The organism is Actinomadura latina NBRC 106108, from assembly GCF_001552195.1.
GTDB classification, from domain to species: Bacteria; Actinomycetota; Actinomycetes; order Streptosporangiales; family Streptosporangiaceae; genus Spirillospora; species Spirillospora latina.
Genome location: NZ_BCQS01000011.1, coordinates 245258 through 263939 on the forward strand (window position 1 = coordinate 245258; position 18682 = coordinate 263939).

Annotated in this window: 13 protein-coding genes; 7 read left to right on the top strand and 6 right to left on the bottom strand. The window is 73.8% G+C overall.

All coding sequences use genetic code 11. From position 1 onward, the window contains the following. Positions 1-292: 292 nt before the first annotated feature. From selA to selD, 3 genes are read left to right on the top strand one after another with little or no spacing between them, the layout of a single operon-like run. Complete coding sequence (gene selA, locus AL2_RS17115; protein WP_067634840.1) at positions 293-1621, top strand: L-seryl-tRNA(Sec) selenium transferase; 1329 nt, start codon at positions 293-295, stop codon at positions 1619-1621. Continuing rightward, the gene (gene selB, locus AL2_RS17120) at positions 1618-3384 is read left to right on the top strand and encodes a selenocysteine-specific translation elongation factor (RefSeq protein ID WP_245666698.1); all 1767 of its coding nucleotides are present in this window, start codon (positions 1618-1620) and stop codon (positions 3382-3384) included. The genes selA and selB overlap by 4 nt, the downstream gene beginning before the upstream one ends. Continuing rightward, positions 3381-4379 carry a selenide, water dikinase SelD gene (gene selD / locus AL2_RS17125; RefSeq protein WP_067634841.1) on the top strand — a complete coding sequence of 333 codons (999 nt, stop codon included), beginning with the start codon at positions 3381-3383 and terminating at the stop codon, positions 4377-4379. The genes selB and selD overlap by 4 nt, the downstream gene beginning before the upstream one ends. A 22-nt stretch (positions 4380-4401) precedes the next feature. On the opposite strand, the gene fdh is transcribed toward selD, so the two are convergent. The 5 genes from fdh to AL2_RS38060 form a co-directional block, all read right to left on the bottom strand. Beyond that, positions 4402-7644 (bottom strand): formate dehydrogenase, encoded by a 3243-nt coding sequence (gene fdh, locus AL2_RS17130; protein ID WP_157438201.1) that lies wholly within the window; start codon positions 7642-7644, stop codon positions 4402-4404. 101 nt (positions 7645-7745) lie between these two features. Next, a complete protein-coding gene (locus AL2_RS17140; RefSeq protein ID WP_083946600.1) occupies positions 7746-9515 on the bottom strand; it encodes a hypothetical protein in 1770 nt (589 codons plus the stop codon). A gap of 130 nt (positions 9516-9645) precedes the next feature. Further along, the gene (locus AL2_RS17145; RefSeq protein ID WP_067634844.1) at positions 9646-10380 is read right to left on the bottom strand and encodes an SCO6745 family protein; all 735 of its coding nucleotides are present in this window, start codon (positions 10378-10380) and stop codon (positions 9646-9648) included. 37 nt (positions 10381-10417) lie between these two features. Continuing rightward, positions 10418-11686 carry a PP2C family protein-serine/threonine phosphatase gene (locus AL2_RS17150; protein WP_083946601.1) on the bottom strand — a complete coding sequence of 423 codons (1269 nt, stop codon included), beginning with the start codon at positions 11684-11686 and terminating at the stop codon, positions 10418-10420. Positions 11687-11830: 144 nt separating this feature from the next. Then, on the bottom strand, positions 11831-12355 hold the full coding sequence (locus AL2_RS38060) for a MarR family winged helix-turn-helix transcriptional regulator (RefSeq protein ID WP_168444757.1): 525 nt from the start codon (positions 12353-12355) through the stop codon (positions 11831-11833). A gap of 378 nt (positions 12356-12733) precedes the next feature. Here AL2_RS38060 and AL2_RS17160 point away from each other — a divergent pair, with 378 nt between their 5' ends. The 4 genes from AL2_RS17160 to araB all read left to right on the top strand — a co-directional run bounded on the left by AL2_RS17160 (position 12734) and on the right by araB (position 17673). Beyond that, positions 12734-13786, top strand: coding sequence for a LacI family DNA-binding transcriptional regulator (locus tag AL2_RS17160; RefSeq protein WP_312032898.1), 1053 nt, complete (start codon positions 12734-12736; stop codon positions 13784-13786). 67 nt (positions 13787-13853) lie between these two features. Further along, on the top strand, positions 13854-14519 hold the full coding sequence (locus tag AL2_RS17165; protein WP_067634845.1) for an L-ribulose-5-phosphate 4-epimerase: 666 nt from the start codon (positions 13854-13856) through the stop codon (positions 14517-14519). 2 nt (positions 14520-14521) lie between these two features. Continuing rightward, positions 14522-16021, top strand: a complete 1500-nt coding sequence (araA, locus tag AL2_RS17170) for an L-arabinose isomerase (RefSeq protein ID WP_174550856.1) — start codon at positions 14522-14524, stop codon at positions 16019-16021. A gap of 23 nt (positions 16022-16044) precedes the next feature. Next, positions 16045-17673, top strand: a complete 1629-nt coding sequence (gene araB / locus AL2_RS17175; protein WP_083946603.1) for a ribulokinase — start codon at positions 16045-16047, stop codon at positions 17671-17673. On the opposite strand, the gene AL2_RS17180 is transcribed toward araB, so the two are convergent. Then, entirely contained in the window at positions 17670-18680 is a 1011-nt protein-coding gene (locus AL2_RS17180) for a LacI family DNA-binding transcriptional regulator (protein ID WP_083946604.1), read from the bottom strand. The genes araB and AL2_RS17180 overlap by 4 nt on opposite strands. Positions 18681-18682: the final 2 nt, after the last annotated feature.

Sequence of the window (18682 nt, forward strand, 5' to 3'; positions counted from 1 at the left end):
GGTTCACCAGACAGATCATCGGTCTCGGCGGATCTCTCGTACAGCTCCGTCAAAGTGTCACCTCCGTCAGCGAGCCCCCGGGCCCGGGCCGCCAGGCTAAGTAACCGGGGTCACACGCGACACTCACATCGGTGACAACACCACCGCCTTCCTTGTCACACGCAGCGAATCTTCCCCGCAGAATCAGACAAATCGCCCTGCCGTTTATCCCTGGGCGACGGTGAGCAGCCTAAACGCGGTCCTCGTTTCGGTGCGATGCTGGTGGGTAGCGCTGGTTGTCGGAGGTCGCCTGATGGAACTTGACTCCCTCCCTTCCCTGCCTGCCGCGGAGGGGGACGGGCGGCGGCGGATCGCCCGCACGGACGTGCTGCTCGCCGACCCGAGGCTCGCCGAGGCGATCGGGCGGCTCGGGCGCGGGGTGGTGAAGGCGGCGGTCGTGGCGGCGCAGCGGAGAGCGCGGGCGGGGGAGATAGCGCCGGACGCGGTGGCGGACGTCGCGGCCGGCTCGCTTCCGGCGACCGCTTCGGGACTGCGGCCCGTGATCAATGCGACCGGTGTGCTGCTGCACACGAACCTCGGGCGGGCGCCGCTGTCGGACGCGGCGCGGGAGGCCGTCGCCGTGGCCTCCGGCGCGACCGACGTGGAACTGGACCTGGAGACCGGGCGGCGGGCCAAGCGAGGGCGCTCCGTGCTCGCGGCCCTGGTGGAGCGGGTGCCGCAGGCGGAGGCGGCGCACGTCGTCAACAACGGCGCGGCGGCGCTCGTGCTGGCCGCGACCACGCTCGCGCCCGGCCGGGAGATCGTCATCAGCCGCGGCGAGATGGTGGAGATCGGGGACGGGTTCCGGATCCCCGAACTGCTCGCGGCGACGGGCGCGCGGCTCCGGGAGGTCGGGACGACCAACCGGACCACGCCGGACGACTACGCCGCCGCGGTCGGTGAGGAGACCGGGTTCATCCTCAAAGTGCATCCCTCGAACTTCCGGATCGAAGGGTTCACGCGGGGCGCGGACGTGGCGGAACTGGCCGGGCTGGGGGTGCCGGTCGTCGCCGACATCGGGTCCGGGCTGCTCGCGCCCGAACCGCTCCTGCCGGACGAGCCCGACGCCGCCTCCATGCTCAAGGCGGGCGCGCATCTCGTCACGGCCAGCGGCGACAAGCTCCTCGGCGGGCCGCAGTGCGGGCTCGTCCTCGGACGGGAGGATCTGGTGCGGCGGCTGGCGCGGCACCCGCTCGCGCGGGCGCTGCGGGTCGACAAGCTGACCTTGGCCGCGCTGGAGGCGACCGTCCGGGGGCCGCGCACCCCGACGGAGGAAGCCCTGCGCGCCGACGTGGCGGTCCTCCGCGAACGGGCCGGACTCATCGCCGCGCGGCTGCGGGACGCGGGAATCGACGCCGTCGCCGTGGACGGCGAGGCGGCGGTCGGGGGCGGCGGCGCGCCCGGCGTCGTCCTGCCGAGCGCGGCCGTGTCGGTGCCCGGGCCGTACGCGGCCCGGCTGCGGCGGGGCGCCCCGGCCGTGATGGGACGGGTTGAGGACGGGCGGTGCCTGCTCGACCTGCGGTCCGTGCCGCCCGGCCGGGACGGCGACCTGGCCGGGGCGGTCCGGGCGGCGGCGCGATGATGCACGTCGTCGCGACGGCCGGGCACGTGGACCACGGCAAGTCCACCCTCGTCCGCGCCCTCACCGGAATGGAGCCCGACCGGCTGGAGGAGGAGCGGCGGCGCGGCCTGACGATCGAGCTGGGCTTCGCCTGGACGACCCTGCCCGGCGGCGGCCGCCTCGCCTTCGTGGACGTCCCCGGGCACGAGCGGCTCGTCAGCACGATGCTCGCCGGCGTCGGGCCCGTCCCGGCGGTCATGTTCGTCGTGGCCGCCGACCAGGGCTGGCAGCGGCAGTCGGAGGAGCACCTCGCGGTGCTGGACGCGCTCGGCGTCCGGCACGGCCTCCTCGCCGTGACCCGCTGCGACCTCGCCGACCCCGACCTGGCGGATCTCGCGCGGGAGGAGGCGCTCGCCCACATCGCGGCCACCTCGTTCGGCGAGGTCGAGCCGGTCATGGTCAGCGGCACGACCGGTGCGGGGCTCGGCGAGCTGCGCGCCGCACTGGAGCGGCTGACCGCGTCCCTGCCCGGCCCCGACGCGGACGCCGACGTGCGGCTGTGGATCGACCGGATCTTCACCGTCCGGGGAAGGGGCACCGTCGTGACCGGGACGCTCGGCGCCGGGACGATCGGCGTCGGCGACCGCCTCGCCATCGGCGGCGACCTCGTGCGCGTGCGCGGCCTGCAGAGCCTCAAGGAGGACCGCGAGCGGGTTCGCGCCGTCGCCCGCGTCGCCGTCAACCTGCACGGAGGCGCGGGCGGGCTGAGACGGGGCGACGCCCTGCTCACCCCCGGCCGCTGGCTCACCGCGGACGTCGTCGACGTGCGGCTGCGCGGCGAACCGGCCCACGACCTGTCGCGCGAGCTGACCCTGCACGTCGGGTCGGCGGCGGTCCCCGTCCATGTGCGCCCGCTCGGCGACGACACCGCGCGGCTGGCGCTGCGCCGGCCGCTGCCGCTGCGCGTCGGCGACGTCGCGCTGCTGCGCGACCCCGGCGCCCACCGCGTCCCGGCCGGGGTCACGGTGCTGGACGTCCGCCCCGAGCCGTTCAGGCGGCGCGGCGCGGCGGCGGCGCGGGCCCGCGCACTCGCCTCGATCAGCGGGCGCCCCGACGGCGCCGGCGAGCTCCGCCGCCGCGGGCTGATCACGCGGACGGAGCTGGCCGCGATGGGCGTGCCCGCCCCGTCCGAGCCGGTGGCGGGGGACTGGCTGGCCGACCCCGGCCACTGGGAGGACCTCCGCGCCCGCCTCGTCGCGGCCGTCGAGGAGCACGCCGCCGCCCATCCGACCGACCCCGGCCTGCCCGCCGACGCCGCCCGCCGCGCCCTCGGCCTGCCCGACCGCGCCCTCGTCGAGGCCCTCGCCGCCGGCCTGCACCAGCGCGACGGCCGCGTCTACGGGCGGGCGACCGCGCCCGAGCTGCCGCCGCCCGTCCGGCAGGCCGTCGACGCGGTGCGCAGCGACCTGGCCGCCGCGCCGTTCCAGGCGCCGGACGCGGGACGGCTCGCCGCGCTCGGGCTGACCCCGAAGATGGTCGCCGCCGCCGCGGCGGCCGGCGCGCTGCTGAAGGTCGGCGACGGCATCGTGCTGCTGCCCGGCGACGACACGCGCGCCGCCGCACTCCTCGCGGGCCTCGGCGGCCCGTTCACGCTGAGCGAGGCGCGCCGCGCGCTCGGCACCACCCGCCGCGTCGCCGTCCCGCTCCTGGAGCACCTGGACGAGCGGGGCTACACGGTCAGGGTGGACGACCTCCGGCGGCGCTGCACCGAGGAGGCCGGATGAAGAAGAGGCTGACGCAGTACGCGCACGGCGGGGGCTGCGCCTGCAAGATCCCGCCAGGCGAGCTGGAGGACGTCGTCGCCGGCCTGAACACCGCCCCGGCGGCGCCCAACACCGAACTGATCGTCGGCCTCGACACCGGCGACGACGCGGCCGTCGTCCGCCTGCCGGGCTCCCGGGGCGGGCTCGCCGCCGTCGCCACCGCCGACTTCTTCACCCCGGTCGTCGACGACCCCTACGACTGGGGACGGATCGCCGCCGCGAACGCGCTGTCGGACGTCTACGCCGTCGGCGGCCGCCCCCTCGTCGCGGTCAACCTGCTCGCGTGGCCGCGCGACGTGCTGCCGTTCGAGCTGGCGCGCGAGGTGCTGCGCGGCGGCCTGGACGTCGCCGGCGAGGCGGGCTGCCATGTCGGCGGCGGCCACAGCGTGGACGACCCCGAACCCAAGTACGGCATGGCCGTCACCGGCGTCGCCGACCCGGCCGCCCTGCTCCGCAACGACACCGGCAAGCCGGGCGTGCCGCTCACCCTGACCAAGCCGCTCGGCCTCGGGGTCCTGAACAACCGGCACAAGGCGACCGGCGAGGTCTTCCCGCACGCGGTCGCCGCCATGGTGGCGCTGAACCGCGACGCCTCCGCCGCCGCGCTGGAGGCCGGCGCCGTCTGCGCCACGGACGTGACCGGCTTCGGGCTCCTCGGGCACCTCTACAAGATGGCCCGCGCGTCCGGAGTGACCGCCGTCGTCGACGCCGCCGCCGTCCCCTACCTGGACGGCGCCCGCGAGTCGCTGCGCGCCGGATACGTCAGCGGCGGCACCCGCCGCAACCTCGACTGGGTCGCGCCGCACACCGACTTCGGCGGCACGCCCGAGGAGGACCGGCTGCTGCTCGCCGACGCGCAGACGTCCGGCGGCCTCCTCGTCGCGGGCGAGATCCCCGGCGAGCCGGTCATCGGCGAGCTCGTCCCCGCCGGGGAGCGCCCCCTCGTCATCCGCTAGACCCCTGCTCCCGCTGCTCCCCCTACACTTCGGTGCCCGTGTCCTCGGTGACGCCGGCCCGCTCCTGGTAGCGGCGGACCAGGTCGCCGGCGGCGGCGCCGCGCGGCCGGCGGCCGGGGCGGATGTCGCACGAGACGGCCTTCGCCTCCTGGATGTGGGTGTTCGGGTCCAGCGAGAGGTGCAGCAGCTCGTTCGCGGCGTCACCGGTGCTGTAGCCGTTCGGGCCCCAGTGGTACGGCAGGCCGATCTGGTGGATCGTCCGGCCGTCCACGGTCAGCGGCTGCATCCGGTCGGTGACCAGGACGCGGGCCTCGATGGCCGCGCGCGGGCTGACGATCGTCGCCCAGCCGCCGTGCTCCAGGCTCCGCAAGGCCGCGAGCTCCGGGGACACCTCGCAGAAGAACTCCGGCTGCAGCTCGGCCAGGTACGGCTGCCAGCGCGACATGCCGCCCGCCGTGTGGTGCTCGGTGAGCCGGTAGGTCGTCGTCACGAACGGGTACACGTCCGCGCCCGGCGCCGCGCCGCTCGGCGCGTACCGGTTGTCGGGGTGCGGCGGCAGCAGATGCCGGACGGGGTTGCGCTGCTGCCCGTACAGCGGGTTCGCGAACGGCGACTCCTGCGGCTCGTAGTGCGTCGGGAGCGGGCCGTCCGTCAGGCCGGCCGGGACGAACAGCCACGCCTTCCCGTCCGCCTGCATGATGAACGGGTCGTCGCCGGCGAGCGCGTCCGGGCCGGTCGCGTCGCTGGGCGGCTTGTAGTCCGGCGGGCGGTCGGCGATGAAGTCGGGCACGTCGTGGCCCGTCCACCTGCCCTCGTCGGCGTCCCACCAGACGTAGGCCTTGCGCTCGCTCCACGGGTTGCCGTCCTTGTCGGCGGACGCCCGGTTGTAGATGATGCGCCGGTTCGACGGCCACGCCCAGCCCCACTCGGGCGCCACCCAGTGCTGGTCCTTGCCGGGCTTGCGGCGGGCGGTCTGGTTGACGCCGTCCGCGTAGCAGCCGCAGTAGATCCAGCAGCCGCACCTGGTCGACCCGTCGTCCTTCAGCTGCGTGTAGGACGACAGCGGGTTCCCGTCGGCGTCGAAGCCGTTGACCTCGGCGAGCACCGCCTCCGCGCTCGGCTCCTCCAGCCGGCCGTGCGTCGGGTAGTCCCACGTCAGGTCGAGGACCGGGCGGTCCATCTCGTCGGTGGACCCGGCGAGCTTCTCCCGGATGATCCGGCCCAGGTGGAACATGAACCACAGGTCGCTGCGCTGGTCCCCGGCGGGCTCGACCGCCCGGTGGTGCCACTGCAGCATGCGCTGGGTGTTGGTGAAGCTGCCGTCCTTCTCGGTGTGCGCGGCGGCGGGCAGGAAGAACACCTCGGTGCCGATGTCCTCGGTGCGCATCTCGCCCGACTCGATCTCCGGGCCGTCCTTCCACCACGTCGCCGACTCGATGAGCGAGAAGTCGCGGACGACGAGCCAGTCCAGGTTCGCCATCCCGAGCCGCTGGATCTTGGCGTTCGCGGACCCGACGGCCGGGTTCTCGCCCATCAGGAAGTAGCCCTTGCACACGCCGTCGATCTGCGCCATCGCCGTCTCGTACGTGCTGTGCGAGCCGGTCAGCCGCGGCAGGTAGTCGAAGCAGTAGTCGTTGTCCCCGGTCGCCGCGTCGCCCCAGTACGACTTCAGCAGGCTCACGGTGTACGCCCGCATGTTGCCCCAGAAGCCCTTCTTCGCCGACTCGCCCTGGACGAACGCGTCCAGGTCCTCGTTGGTGTGGGCGTGCGGCATCGGGATGTAGCCGGGCAGCAGGTTGAACAGCGTCGGGATGTCCGTCGACCCCTGGATGGACGCGTGGCCGCGCAGCGCCATGATGCCGCCGCCGGGGCGGCCGATGTTGCCGAGCAGGCTCTGCAGGATCGCCGCCGTCCGGATGTACTGGACGCCGACCGTGTGCTGCGTCCAGCCGACCGCGTACACGAACGCTGACGTCCGGTCGCGGCCCGAGTTCTCGGTGAGCATCTCGCACACCTGGAGGAACTGGTCCCGGGGGACGCCGCAGATCCGCTCCACCATCTCCGGCGTGTACCGCGCGAAGTGGCGCTTGAGCACCTGGAACACGCACCGCGGGTTCTCCAGCGTCGGGTCCCGTTCCGGGTGGCCCTCGCCGATCGCCGCGCCGCCCGAGCCGTGCGCCTCACCGCGTCCCGCCTCCGCGACGCGGTCGTTGTACTCCATGTCCCGCTGGCCTGCGGCGGACTGGACCTCCATGCCTTCGTACTGCCACGTCGTGTGGTCGTAGCTGCGCTTCTCCGGGTCCAGGCCGGAGAACACGCCGTCGAGGTCCTCGGTGTCGCGGAAGTCCTCCGTGAGGATCACGGGCGCGTTGGTGTAGGCCACCACGTAGTCGCGGAAGTACTTGTCGTTCTCCAGGACGTAGTTGACGATCCCGCCGAGGAACGCGATGTCACTGCCCGCGCGGAGCGGGACGTGCGCGTCCGCGAGCGCGCTGGTCCGGGTGAACCGCGGGTCCACGTGGATCACCTTCGCGCCGCGCGCCTTCGCCTCCATCACCCACTGGAACCCGACCGGATGGCACTCGGCCATGTTCGAGCCCTGGATGACGATGCAGTCCGAGTTCTGCAGGTCCTGCTGGAAGGTGGTCGCGCCGCCGCGGCCGAACGAGGTTCCCAGACTGGGAACGGTGGAGGAGTGTCAAACGCGCGCCTGATTCTCGATCTGTACCGCGCCGAGCGCGGTGAACAGCTTCTTGATCAGGTAGTTCTCCTCGTTGTCGAGCGTGGCGCCGCCGAGGCTCGCGAGGCCGAGGGTGCGCCGCACCCGCAGGCCGTCCTGCTCCCACTGCCAGCCGTCCCGGCGCGCCTCGATCACCCGGTCGGCGATCATGTCCATCGCCGTGCCGAGGTCGAGGCTCTCCCAGTCCGTGCCGCCGGGCCGCCGGTAGAGCACCCGCTGCTCGCGGGCGGACCCGGTGGTCAGCTGGAGGCTGGCCGAGCCCTTCGGGCACAGCCGCCCCCGGCTGACCGGTGAGTCCGGGTCGCCCTCGATCTGGGTGACCTTGCCGTCCTTGACGTACACGTCCTGCCCGCAGCCGACCGCGCAGTACGGGCAGACCGACTTCACGACCTGGTCGGCGGTGCTCACCCGCGCCTTGATCCGCTCGGTCCCCGCGCTCTTCGCCGCGGCACCGCGGCCGAGCGGATCGTCGCCGGTGAACTGGCGGTAGACGGGCCATGACCCGATCCATGTACGAACGCCCACGTCACACCACCTCGTCACCTTGGCGCGACGTCCACCTACCCGCCGCCCGCCCCGCAAAACAAAGCCGTCGGCGGCTTCCCGGACGGGCGGCGGAAGGCGCGTCAGCGCGTCGCGAAGGCGGCCAGGTTCGTGGAGACCGGCTCCGGCTCGCCGTCGTTCTGGACGGCGGACGCGGTCAGCACGTCGATGTGCTGGTAGCCGGGCGCGATGACGTCGCCGGGCTGCGGGTCGCTGGACCCGAGGCCGTCACCGGCCTCCAGGTTGAGGATCGGGTTCGCCGCGATGCCGCCCTCGTGGACCGCGTCGTCCGCGATGCCGGGCGCGCCCGCCAGCGCGATGTCGGTGACCATCTTCGTGGGGAAGTAGTGCTCCGTGAAGTCGAGCGGGTGCTCCGACAGGCTGCGCGCCAGCTCGGCGATGTCGGTGACCTCCTTGCCGGCGGACGTGAACGGGGTGCCGTCCTTGGACGTGTAGACCGGGTCGTCGGGCGCGCCGACGCGGTCGTAGTTGCGCCACGAGTAGAGCGGGCCGTCCGGCTCGTCCGGGATCGCCTTCTTGTCCTTGCCGAGCAGCTGGGACAGGCCGCCGAGCCCGAGCTCGTCCAGGTTGCTCGGCGCCGGGAACTCCTTGTCGACGATCTTGCCGCCCTCCCAGAAACCGACGCTGGCCTGCATGAACGCGAGCGGCTGGGAGTTGTCGTCCAGCAGCCCGCCGAGCGCGGCGGCGTTGGTGAACCTGAAGTCCTTCACCGTGGGGGAGCCCTTGAGGAACGTCGGGTAGTCCTTGGAGAACAGCAGCCGGTACGTCATGTCCTGGTTGAACCCGGACGGGACGTAGGCCGCGAGGTCGGAGAGGCCGCCCGGGTCGAGGTTGGCGGCGAGGCCGGCGATGCCCAGCAGGTTCATCGTCTCGGTGTTGACGACGGCCGGGGCCGACAGCGCGCGCGGGATGACCCCTGTCTCCAGCCCGGCCTGGACGGCGCCCGCGCCGAACTTGATGAGCGGAACCCAGTCCGCCGGGACCTCGCCGCCCATCCCGGGCAGCCCCTTCGCGATGCGGGTGTCGAGCGCGAAGTAGCCGGAGCACTGGTTGTAGCCCGCGTCGCCGGTGGTGGCGTGGTTCCCGTCGAAATCCCATTCGGCGAAGAACGCGGTCAGTACGCCGCCGAGGGAATGGCCGCCGCACAGCATCTTCTGCTTGCGCGCCGCCTGGTCCGGAAGCTCATGGGCCATCAGGTCGTACTGGTCGCGGACGGTCTGTTCGAGGCCGACGTTCTGCAGCCATGTCACCTGGTCGTTCGACTGGTAACCGGCGAATGTCCGCCCGTCCACCGCTTTCTGCCGGTAGTAGTAGTCGACGGCGAGATGGACGTCCTTCGCCGCGAGCCCCGCCTGGAGCCCGGTGCGGTCCTCAAGGCAGTTGGACCGCCGGTCGAGCGCCCAGAACTCGATGTGCCGCCCGCTCTTCGCCGCCGCCGACACCGTGTTCCGCGCGACGCTGTCGAACGCGCCCGCGCCCTCCAGGATGCCGGGCTGCGCGACGAGGACCTTGTCGGCCCGGGCCGGGTCCGCCGGTCCGTCCTTGTGCCGGAACCGCAGGTAGGACAGCCAGTCACAGGCTTCCGGGTGCGGGCCGGCGGAGGCCGGCAGCGGCACCTTGACCCGCACCGCCGACTCGCTGACGTCGGTGACGGGCGAACCGGACGGGACGGGAGTCTCGGACCGGCCGGCCTCGCGCGCGCTCACCGGCCCGGCGATCGCGCCGATGACCAGGGCGGACGCGGCGAGGACCGTCAGGGGCACGAACGAGCGAAGCGAACCGGGGGGTGCAGGGGATCGTCCCCCCGCGGTGGACAGGGTGGGTCGCCCCATCGCGTACTCCTCTCGGAGTGATCGGTGATGGGGCAACAATGAACCTGTCGTTCTTTTGACGACAGTCGTCCATTTGCACAATCTCCGGGCGGCTCTTGTCCGCGGCCGACAAACCGCCGGGCCGGGCCGGTCAGAGGACGGCCGATCCCGCCTTCTCCACCAGCGCCGCGAATTCGGCGCGCTCGGACGGCGACAGCGCACGCTCGTAGACCTTGGCCGAGAGACGGTCGGTGATCTCCTCGGCCTCCGCGCGCCGCGGCTTGAGGTGCGCGCAGTCGGGGAGGTCGCCCTGCCAGCCGCAGAACCGGGCCTTCCCCTCGCCCTCGTGGACCAGGACCGACTCCAGCGGCGACAGGCCGACGGACGTGGTCGCGACCAGGTGCAGCCCGCCGCGCAGTTCGCGGAGGACCTGGAGCACCTGCACCAGCCGGCCCGGCCCGCTCTCCGGCAGCGGCTCGGCGCGCCAGCCGCAGAACAGCGGCAGCCCCGACCCGTCGGCCGCGTCCGCGACCCGCCCGGCCAGCTCGCACAGGCGCGGGTCGTCGGGGAGGTGCTTCTCGCCCCAGGCCGTGAACGCCTTCGCGTACCGGCGGGCCGCCTCCCGGGCCCCGGCGATCGCGACGCCCTCGTCCCACATGGCCTGGACGACCCCCGGCTCGAAGAACCCCAGCGCCGCCCATACCACGCTGCCGTCGACGTCGCCCAGCACGCCGCCGCGCCCGGCGAAGTAGAACGCGAACGGGTTGCCGTACCCGAGTTCCGTCCCGTGTTCGGAGACCGCCGGGTCCAGCATCCACTTCGAGCCGATGTCGTGGACGATGGCGTCCGCGGCCCGCACGGTCTCGGCGGCGGTCAGTTCCGGCATGGGGGCTCCTCGGCTCCGGGGCGATGTAAGCGGGAGGTTACCTCTCGTCCCCGGTGCCGTGCCAGTCGAGGCAGACCACGACGGCGTCGTCCGCGAGGTTCGCGCCGTCGTGGTACTCGATCAGCTCGTTGATGACGGTCAGCGGCACCTCCGCCGCGTCCTGCAGCCGGCTGCGCCGCGTCGCCTGCTCCAGCGCCTGCGTGCCGAACTCGCCGCGCCCGGTCGTCGCGGCGAAGACGCCGTCGCTGACAATGACCAGCCGGTCGCCCGGTTCGAGGCCGAACTGCTGGGGGCGGTACTCGGTGTCGGGGAACATGCCGAGCGGCAGCTGCTGCTCCAGCGGGACGCGCGTCACCTCGGTGCCGCGCAGCAGCAGGATCCGCGGCGATCCCGCGTCGATGACGTGCACGGTCCCGTCGGCGACGTCGATCCGCATCACGAGGGTCTCGGTGAACTCCCGGCCGCCGTAGCGGGCGTGCACCATGTCGTTGGCCAGGCTCGCCTGCTCGCCGAGGTCGGCGCCGGAGCGGCGCGCGTTGCGCAGCGCGCCGACGGTCAGCGAGGTCAGCAGGGCCGCGCTGATGCCGTTGCCCGCGCCGTTGGTGACGGTCAGCGCCAGATGGTCGTGCTCGGCGGACCAGTCGAAGTTGTCCCCGCCGATCGAGTACGCCGGCTCCAGGTGGCCGGCGAGGCTGAACCCCCGGTCCGAGCACGCGTGCCCGGGGAGCAGCTGCCACTGCAGCTCGGCGGCGAGCGTGAGGCGCTGCCGGCGCCTCGCCCGCTCGTACCGGTCGGTCCAGTTCCAGGCGACCTTCAGGGCGATGCCGAGCAGCTCGCCGATCTCCGCCAGGACGTCCGGGGCGCCCCAGGGCTCCGCCGAGGCCACTTCGAGGACGCCGAGCCGCTCGCCCCGCGCGGTGACCGGTATATAGGTCGTCGTGTCGCGCGGCCCGCCGCCGTCCTCGGACGTGGAGACCGCCACGCGCCGCGAGACGAACGCCCGGCCGGCGGTGCTCCGCCGGATGGCGAGCGGTTCGGCGGCCGGCTCCGCCTCGGGGCCGGCCGGGGTCCCGGCCGGCTCGACCGGCAGCAGGACGCGCGTGTGGTAGTCGCTCACCAGCAGGCGGACGGCGGAGATCCGCGGGTACTCCCGGCGGAGCGCGCCGGCCAGCGCCTCCGGCACCGCGTGCGCGGGGGCGGCCCGCAGCGCCCGCTCGATCCCGGCCGGGCGGCCGTGCCCGTCCCCCGGTTCGCCCGCTGCGGGACGGCCCTGCCCAGCCCCCGCCGGGCGGCCCTGCGTGCTCATCGCGACCCCATCTCCTCGCTGCCTGCCGACACCGGACGCGGCCGTGCCCCGTTCCCGTGCGGCCGCGGACGGAGGACCGCAGGGGAAGACTGCCAAAGAGTTTGCCCTGTGGCAAATACTTGACGTCGAGTTGTAGACGCGCGGTCAGGCGGTGCGGGAGCCGACCGCCTGCGGGCCGCCGGGCGCGCGCCGCTCGCACGCCTGGCCGAACTCCGTCAGCGCGTCGATCAGCCGGGCCCGGGACCCGGGCGACATCTGCGCCAGCACGTCCCGCACGGCCGCGCGCCGCCGCCGGACCAGCTGCGCGTACAGCTCCTCGCCCTGGTCGGTGAGCCGGACGATGATCTCCCGCCGGTCCGCGCGGGCGGGCTCGCGCACGATCAGCCCGGCGGCCTCCAGCCGGTCGCACAGCCGGCTCGTGGACGAGGGGATGGCGCCGAGCTCCTCGGCCAGCCCGCCGAGGTTCAGCCGCCCGAACCGCGAGATCGCCTCCACGGCCCGCAACTGGATCGGCGAGACGGCGGGTTCCAGGCCCTGCTCCGAGCGGCTCCACAGCAGCGCCGTGGTGCTCAGCACGCGTTCTACGGCGACCGTGACGTCCTCCGGGACGCCGCCCGTCCCGTCGTCGGCCGGCTCGCTGCCGGACGGCCGCGGTCGTCGCTGACTCACACCTCGGCCTTTCGCACGGGGTCCCCTTCGACGGCCCACTACCGGACTGCCCGCTGCCGGGGGGCGCCGCCGCGCCCCTGGCGGCATCACCGTCGTGCACCGACCGTGATCGGGCGGTACGGTCGCGGGCGGTACCCCACGATAGAGGCTCGGGGCGTCACGGCGCGACGGTGCACGGCGGCCCGGTCCGCGGCGGCCCGGTGCGCAGCCGGGCGACGAGCGCGGTCTTCGCGCTGCCGGCCGCCGTCTTCGCGCTTGCCGCGCGGCGGCGCGAGACGGCCTGAGCGCCCTGGCGGGGCGGGGCGCCCGCCTGTTGACATTCGGGGGAGTTAGCGCAAACATTCGGGGCGTAGCGATGGCTCGGCTCGGGGAGGCGATGTGGCCGCCGAATCACCGGAGGCGCCCGACGGCCGGCGGCTGGCGGTGATGGAGGACGTGGCCGCGATGGCCGGCGTCTCGGCGATGACCGTGTCGCGCGTGCTGAACACGCCCGAGAAGGTCCGGCCGCAGACCCGCGCCCGCGTGATGGCGGCGGTGCAGGCCCTCGACTACCGGCCGAACTCCGCCGCCCGGGTGCTCGCCACCGGGCGGTCCGGCGTGCTCGGCGTGGTCAGCTTCGACACCACCCTGTACGGGCCCGCGTCCACCGTGTTCAGCATCGAGCAGGCCGCCCGCGAGCACGGTTACAACGTCAGCATCGTCAGCCTCAGCTCGCTGAACCGGCGCTCGATCGGGGAGGGCGTGGAGCGGCTGCGCGCCCAGTCCGCGGACGGGATCATGGTCGTGGCCCCGCACGAGTCGGCCGCCGACGGGCTGAAGGAGCTGCCGTCCGACACCCCGCTGGTCGCGGTCGGCGCGGGCGGCGACGTGCCGTTCCCGGCGGTGGCGGTCGACCACCGGGCCGGCGCCGAGCGCGCCGTCCGGCACCTGCTCAGCCTCGGGCACGAGACCGTCGTGCACCTCTCCGGGCCCGCCGACTGGGTGGACGCGAGCGGCCGCGCGGACGGCTGGCGGGCCGCGCTGGAGGCCGCGGGCCGGGACGTCCCGGCCGCGCCGGCGGGCGACTGGAGCGCCCGCTCCGGCTACGAGCACGGCCGGCAGATCGCCGCGGACCCCGAGGTCAGCGCCGTGTTCGCGGCCAACGACGCGATGGCGCTCGGGCTGCTGCGCGCGCTGCGCGAGGCCGGCCGGCACGTGCCCGGCGACGTGAGCGTCGTCGGCTTCGACGACGTGCCCGAGGCCGCCTACTTCCCGCCGCCGCTGACGACCGTCCGGCAGAACTTCGGCGAGGTGGGGCGGCGCGCGTTCCGCCTGCTCCTGGACCGGATCGAGGGAGCCTCCCGGCCGGTTCCCGAGCCGGCCGGCACCCGTCGCGTCGTGGAGCCCGAGCTCGTCGTCCGGGAGAGCACCGGGGTGTGCCGCCGCACCTGACCCCCCGTCCGGAACCGGAGAGCGGTTCAGCCAGCCCGTTGATGTTAGCGCTAACAAAGGAGCGGACATGACACCCCAGGAGACCGCCGCGCTCCGCACGGAACTCGCCGTCCTCCATCAGCTCCTCGTCGAGGGCGGGCTGGTCGTGTGGACGGCCGGGAACGTGTCCGCCCGGGTGAGCGGCGACACCTTCCTGATCAAGCCGAGCGGCGTCCCCTACGCGGACCTCGGGCCCGACGCGATGGTGCTGTGCGACCTGGAGGGCAAGCCGGTCGGCGACCAGGCGCTCAAGCCGTCCAGCGACGTGTTCGCCCATGCGTACGTGTACCGGCACCGTTCGGACGTCGGGGGCGTCGTGCACACCCACTCCGCCTACGCGACGGCGTGGGCGGCGCGCGACGAGCCGATCCCCTGCGTGCTGACGGCCATGGCGGACGAGTTCGGCGGCGAGATCCCCGTCGGCCCGTTCGCGCTCATCGGCGGCGACGACATCGGCCGCGGCATCGTCGAGACGCTCGACGGGCACCGCAGCCCCGCCGTCCTCATGCGCAACCACGGCGTCTTCACGATCGGCGCCGACGCGCGCGCCGCGGTGAAGGCCGCCGTGATGTGCGAGGACGTCGCCCGCACCGTCCACCTGTCCCGCCAGCTCGGCGACCCGCTGCCGATGGACGCGGGCGACATCGACCGGTTGTACGACCGCTACCAGAACGTTTACGGGCAGAGGGGCTGACCATGAGCTTTCCGAACCGCGAGATCTGGTTCCTCACCGGCAGCCAGGGCCTGTACGGCGCCGACACCCTCCGCCAGGTCGCCGACCAGTCCGGCGCGATCGCCGCACGGCTCGGGGAGGCGCTGCCGGTCGCGCTGCGCTGGACGCCGGTGCTGACCGACGCGGACGCGATCCGCCGGGTCTGCCTCGACGCGAGCGCCGACGACTCCTGCATCGGCGTGATCGCGTGGATGCACACCTTCTCCCCGGCCAAGATGTGGATCGCCGGGCTCGACGTGCTGACCAAGCCGCTCCTGCACCTGCACACGCAGGCGAACGTCGAGCTGCCCTGGCACTCGATCGACATGGACTTCATGAACCTGAACCAGGCCGCGCACGGCGACCGGGAGTTCGGCTACATCCAGTCGCGGATCGGCGTCGCCCGCAAGACCGTCGCCGGGCACGTCACCGACCCGTCGGTGGGCTCCCGCATCGCCGGGTGGGCGCGGGCGGCGGCCGGGCACCACGAGCTGCGCACGCTGAAGCTGGCCCGGTTCGGCGACAACATGCGGGACGTCGCCGTCACCGAGGGCGACAAGGTCGAGGCGCAGCTCCGCTTCGGCGTCTCCGTCAACACCTACGGCGTGAACGACCTGGTGGACGTCGTGGACGCCGTCCCGGACGACGACATCAGCGAGCTGGTCAAGGAGTACGAGGACGTCTACGACGTCGTCCCGGAACTGCGCGCGGGCGGCGAACGGCACCCGTCGCTCCGCTACGGCGCGCGGATCGAGCTGGGGCTGCGGACGTTCCTCGACGGGGGCGGCTTCAAGGCGTTCACGACGAACTTCGAGGACCTCGGCGGGCTGCGGCAGCTGCCCGGCCTCGCCGTGCAGCGGCTGATGGCGGACGGCTACGGGTTCGGCGGCGAGGGCGACTGGAAGACGGCGACGCTGCTGCGCACGCTGAAGGCCGCGGCGGCCGGGCTGCCCGGCGGCACGTCGTTCATGGAGGACTACACCTACCACCTGGAGCCCGGCAACGAGCTGATCCTCGGCGCGCACATGCTGGAGGTCTGCCCGTCCATCGCGTCCGGGCGGCCGTCACTGGAGATCCACCCGCTCGGCATCGGCGGGCGCGAGGACCCGGTGCGGCTCGTGTTCGACGCCGAGCCCGGACCGGCCGTGGTGGCCGGCCTCGCTGACATGGGGGACCGGTTCCGCCTCGTCGCGAACGAGATCGAGGTCGTCGCGCCGCCGGAGCCGCTGCCGATGCTGCCGGTCGCCCGCGCGGTGTGGCGCCCCCTGCCGGACCTGCGCACGTCCACCGAGGCGTGGCTGACCGCCGGGGCGCCGCACCACACCGTCCTGTCCGCGGCGCTCGGCACGGAGGAGTTGGACGACCTCGCCGAGATGGCCGGGGTCGAGCTGCTCACCATCGACGCCGGAACCACGCTGCGGCAGTTCACCAAGGAGATCCGCTGGAACCAGGCGTACCATCGCCTGGCCCGCGGCCTGTCATGAGCAGGGCCTATGAGAGGAGCCCTATGGGCGGGGACGATCGGTACGTCGTCGGGATCGACTTCGGCACGCTGTCGGGGCGGGCGGTCGTCGTCCGTGTGCGGGACGGCGCCGAACTCGGCGACGGCGTCCACGAGTACGGCCACGGAGTGATCGACGAGGAGCTGCCCACCGGGGCCCGCCTCGCCCCCGACTGGGCACTCCAGTCGCCGCAGGACTGGGTGGACGTGCTGCGCTTCGCCGTTCCGAAGGCGCTGGCCGTCGCGGGCGTCCCGGCGTCCCGGGTCATCGGCATCGGGACGGACTTCACCGCCTGCACGATCCTTCCCGCGACGGCGGACGGCACGCCGCTCTGCGAGCGCTACCCGGACCGCCCGCACGCCTGGCCGAAGCTGTGGAAGCACCACGCGGCGCAGCCGCAGGCCGACCGGATCAACGCGCTGGCCGCCGAGCGCGGCGAGCCGTGGCTGCGCCGCTACGGCGGGAAGATCTCCTCGGAGTGGGAGTTCGCGAAGGGCCTGCAACTCCTCGAAGAGGACCCGGGACTGTACGCCGAGGCCGAGCGCTGGATCGAGGCCGCCGACTGGATCATCTGGCGGCTCACCGGCACCGAATCCCGCAACGTCTGCACGGCCGGCTACAAGGGCATCTACCAGGACGGCCGGTACCCGTCCCGCGAGTTCCTCGCCGCACTCCACCCCGATTTCGCCGAGTTCCCGGCCAAGCTGGGCCATGACCTCGCGCCGCTCGGCGGCCTCGCCGGGACGCTGACCGCGCGGGCCGCCGGATGGACGGGCCTGCCCGAGGGCATCGCGGTCGCGGTCGGCAACGTCGACGCGCACGTCACCGCGGCGGCCGCGGACGCCGTCCGGCCCGGCCAGATGGTCGCGATCATGGGCACCTCCACCTGCCACGTCATGTCGGCGGACTCGCTCGCCGAGGTCCCCGGCATGTGCGGCGTCGTCGCCGACGGCATCGTGCCCGGCCTGTGGGGCTACGAGGCCGGCCAGTCCGGCGTCGGCGACATCTTCGGCTGGTTCGTCGACAACTGCGTCCCCGCCTACTACAACCAGGTCGCCGCGGCCGAGGGGCGGACCGTCCACGAGCACCTCACCGCGCTCGCGGAGGCGCAGCCGGTCGGACGGCACGGCCTCGTCGCGCTCGACTGGCACAACGGCAACCGCTCGGTCCTCGTCGACCACGACCTGTCCGGCCTGATCGTCGGCCAGACGCTCGCGACGAAGCCCGAGGACGTCTACCGGGCGCTGATCGAGGCGACCGCGTTCGGCACCCGGATGATCGTGGAGACGTTCGAGGCGTCCGGCGTCCCCGTCGAGGAGTTCGTCGTCGCGGGCGGCCTGCTGAAGAACGCCTTCCTCATGCAGGTCTACGCCGACGTCCTGCGCCGCCCGCTCTCGGTGATCGGGTCGTCCCAGGGCCCGGCCCTCGGCTCGGCGATCCACGCCGCCGTCGCCGCCGGCGCGCATCCCGACATCACCTCGGCCGCCGCCGCGATGGGCCGCCGCGTGCCGTCCGCCTACGTCCCCGACCGGGCCCGCGCCGACGCCTACGACGACCTCTACGGGATCTACCGCTCCCTGCACGACCACTTCGCGGACGGCGCGATCATGCACCGCCTCCGCGCGCTGCGCTAGGAGGCGGGCCCGGTGCTGCGCCGGACGATCAGCTGGCTCGGCACGAGCTTCGGCTCGCCCGGCTCGGCGCCGGCCCCGGTGAGCTGCGCGATCAGCAGTTCGACGCAGTGCCGGCCGAGGGCGGTGAAGTCCTGCCGGACGGTGCTGAGCGGCGGGGTGAGGAACGCAGCCTCCGGGATGTCGTCGAACCCGATGACGCTGACGTCGTCCGGCACGCGGCGGCCGCTCTCGTGGATCGCCCACAGCAGCCCGAGCGCGATCTGGTCGTTCGCCGCGAACACCGCGGTCACCTCGCCGTCGGCCGCCAGCAGCCGGCCGCGCTCATAGCCGGACCGGGCGCTCCAGTCGCCGGGCGCGCACTCGGGGACGTCCGCGCCCGCCTCGACGAGCGCGTCCCGCCAGCCGCGCGTCCGCTCCGTCGCCTCCGACCAGTCGTCCGGGCCCGGCAGGTGGTGGACGGTCCGGTGCCCGAGTTCCAGCAGGTACCGGGTCGCCTCGCGCGGCGCCAGGTAGTGGTCGGCGGAGACGGTCGGGACGGCGGCCTCCGGCCCCAGCAGGACGGTCGGCAGGTCGCGGGGCAGGTGCCGCAGCGCCTCGTCCGGCGGGACGTGCCCGGGGATCATGATGATGCCGTCCACGCCCTGGTCGCGGAACCGGTCGACCGCCCCCGCGACCGCGCCGTGCCCCGGCGACTCCAGGCTCGCGACGCTGGTGAAGAAGTCGGCGGCGCGGGCGTTCCGCTCGATCGCCGCGATGATCGACGCGGGGCCGAACAGGGCGGTGTCGAAGCTGACGACGCCGAGCGTCCGGGACCGGCCGGTGGCGAGGGCCCGGGCCGCCGCGTTCGGCCGGAAGTCCAGCTGCGCGGCGGCCGCCAGCACCCGGTCGCGGGTCTTCGGGCTGACCATCGGATGGTTCTTGAACACCCGCGACACGGTCTGGTGCGAGACCCCTGCGAGCCGGGCGACGTCGCGGAGCCCGGGTCTGGCGGGTGGTGTGGAGGTCATGT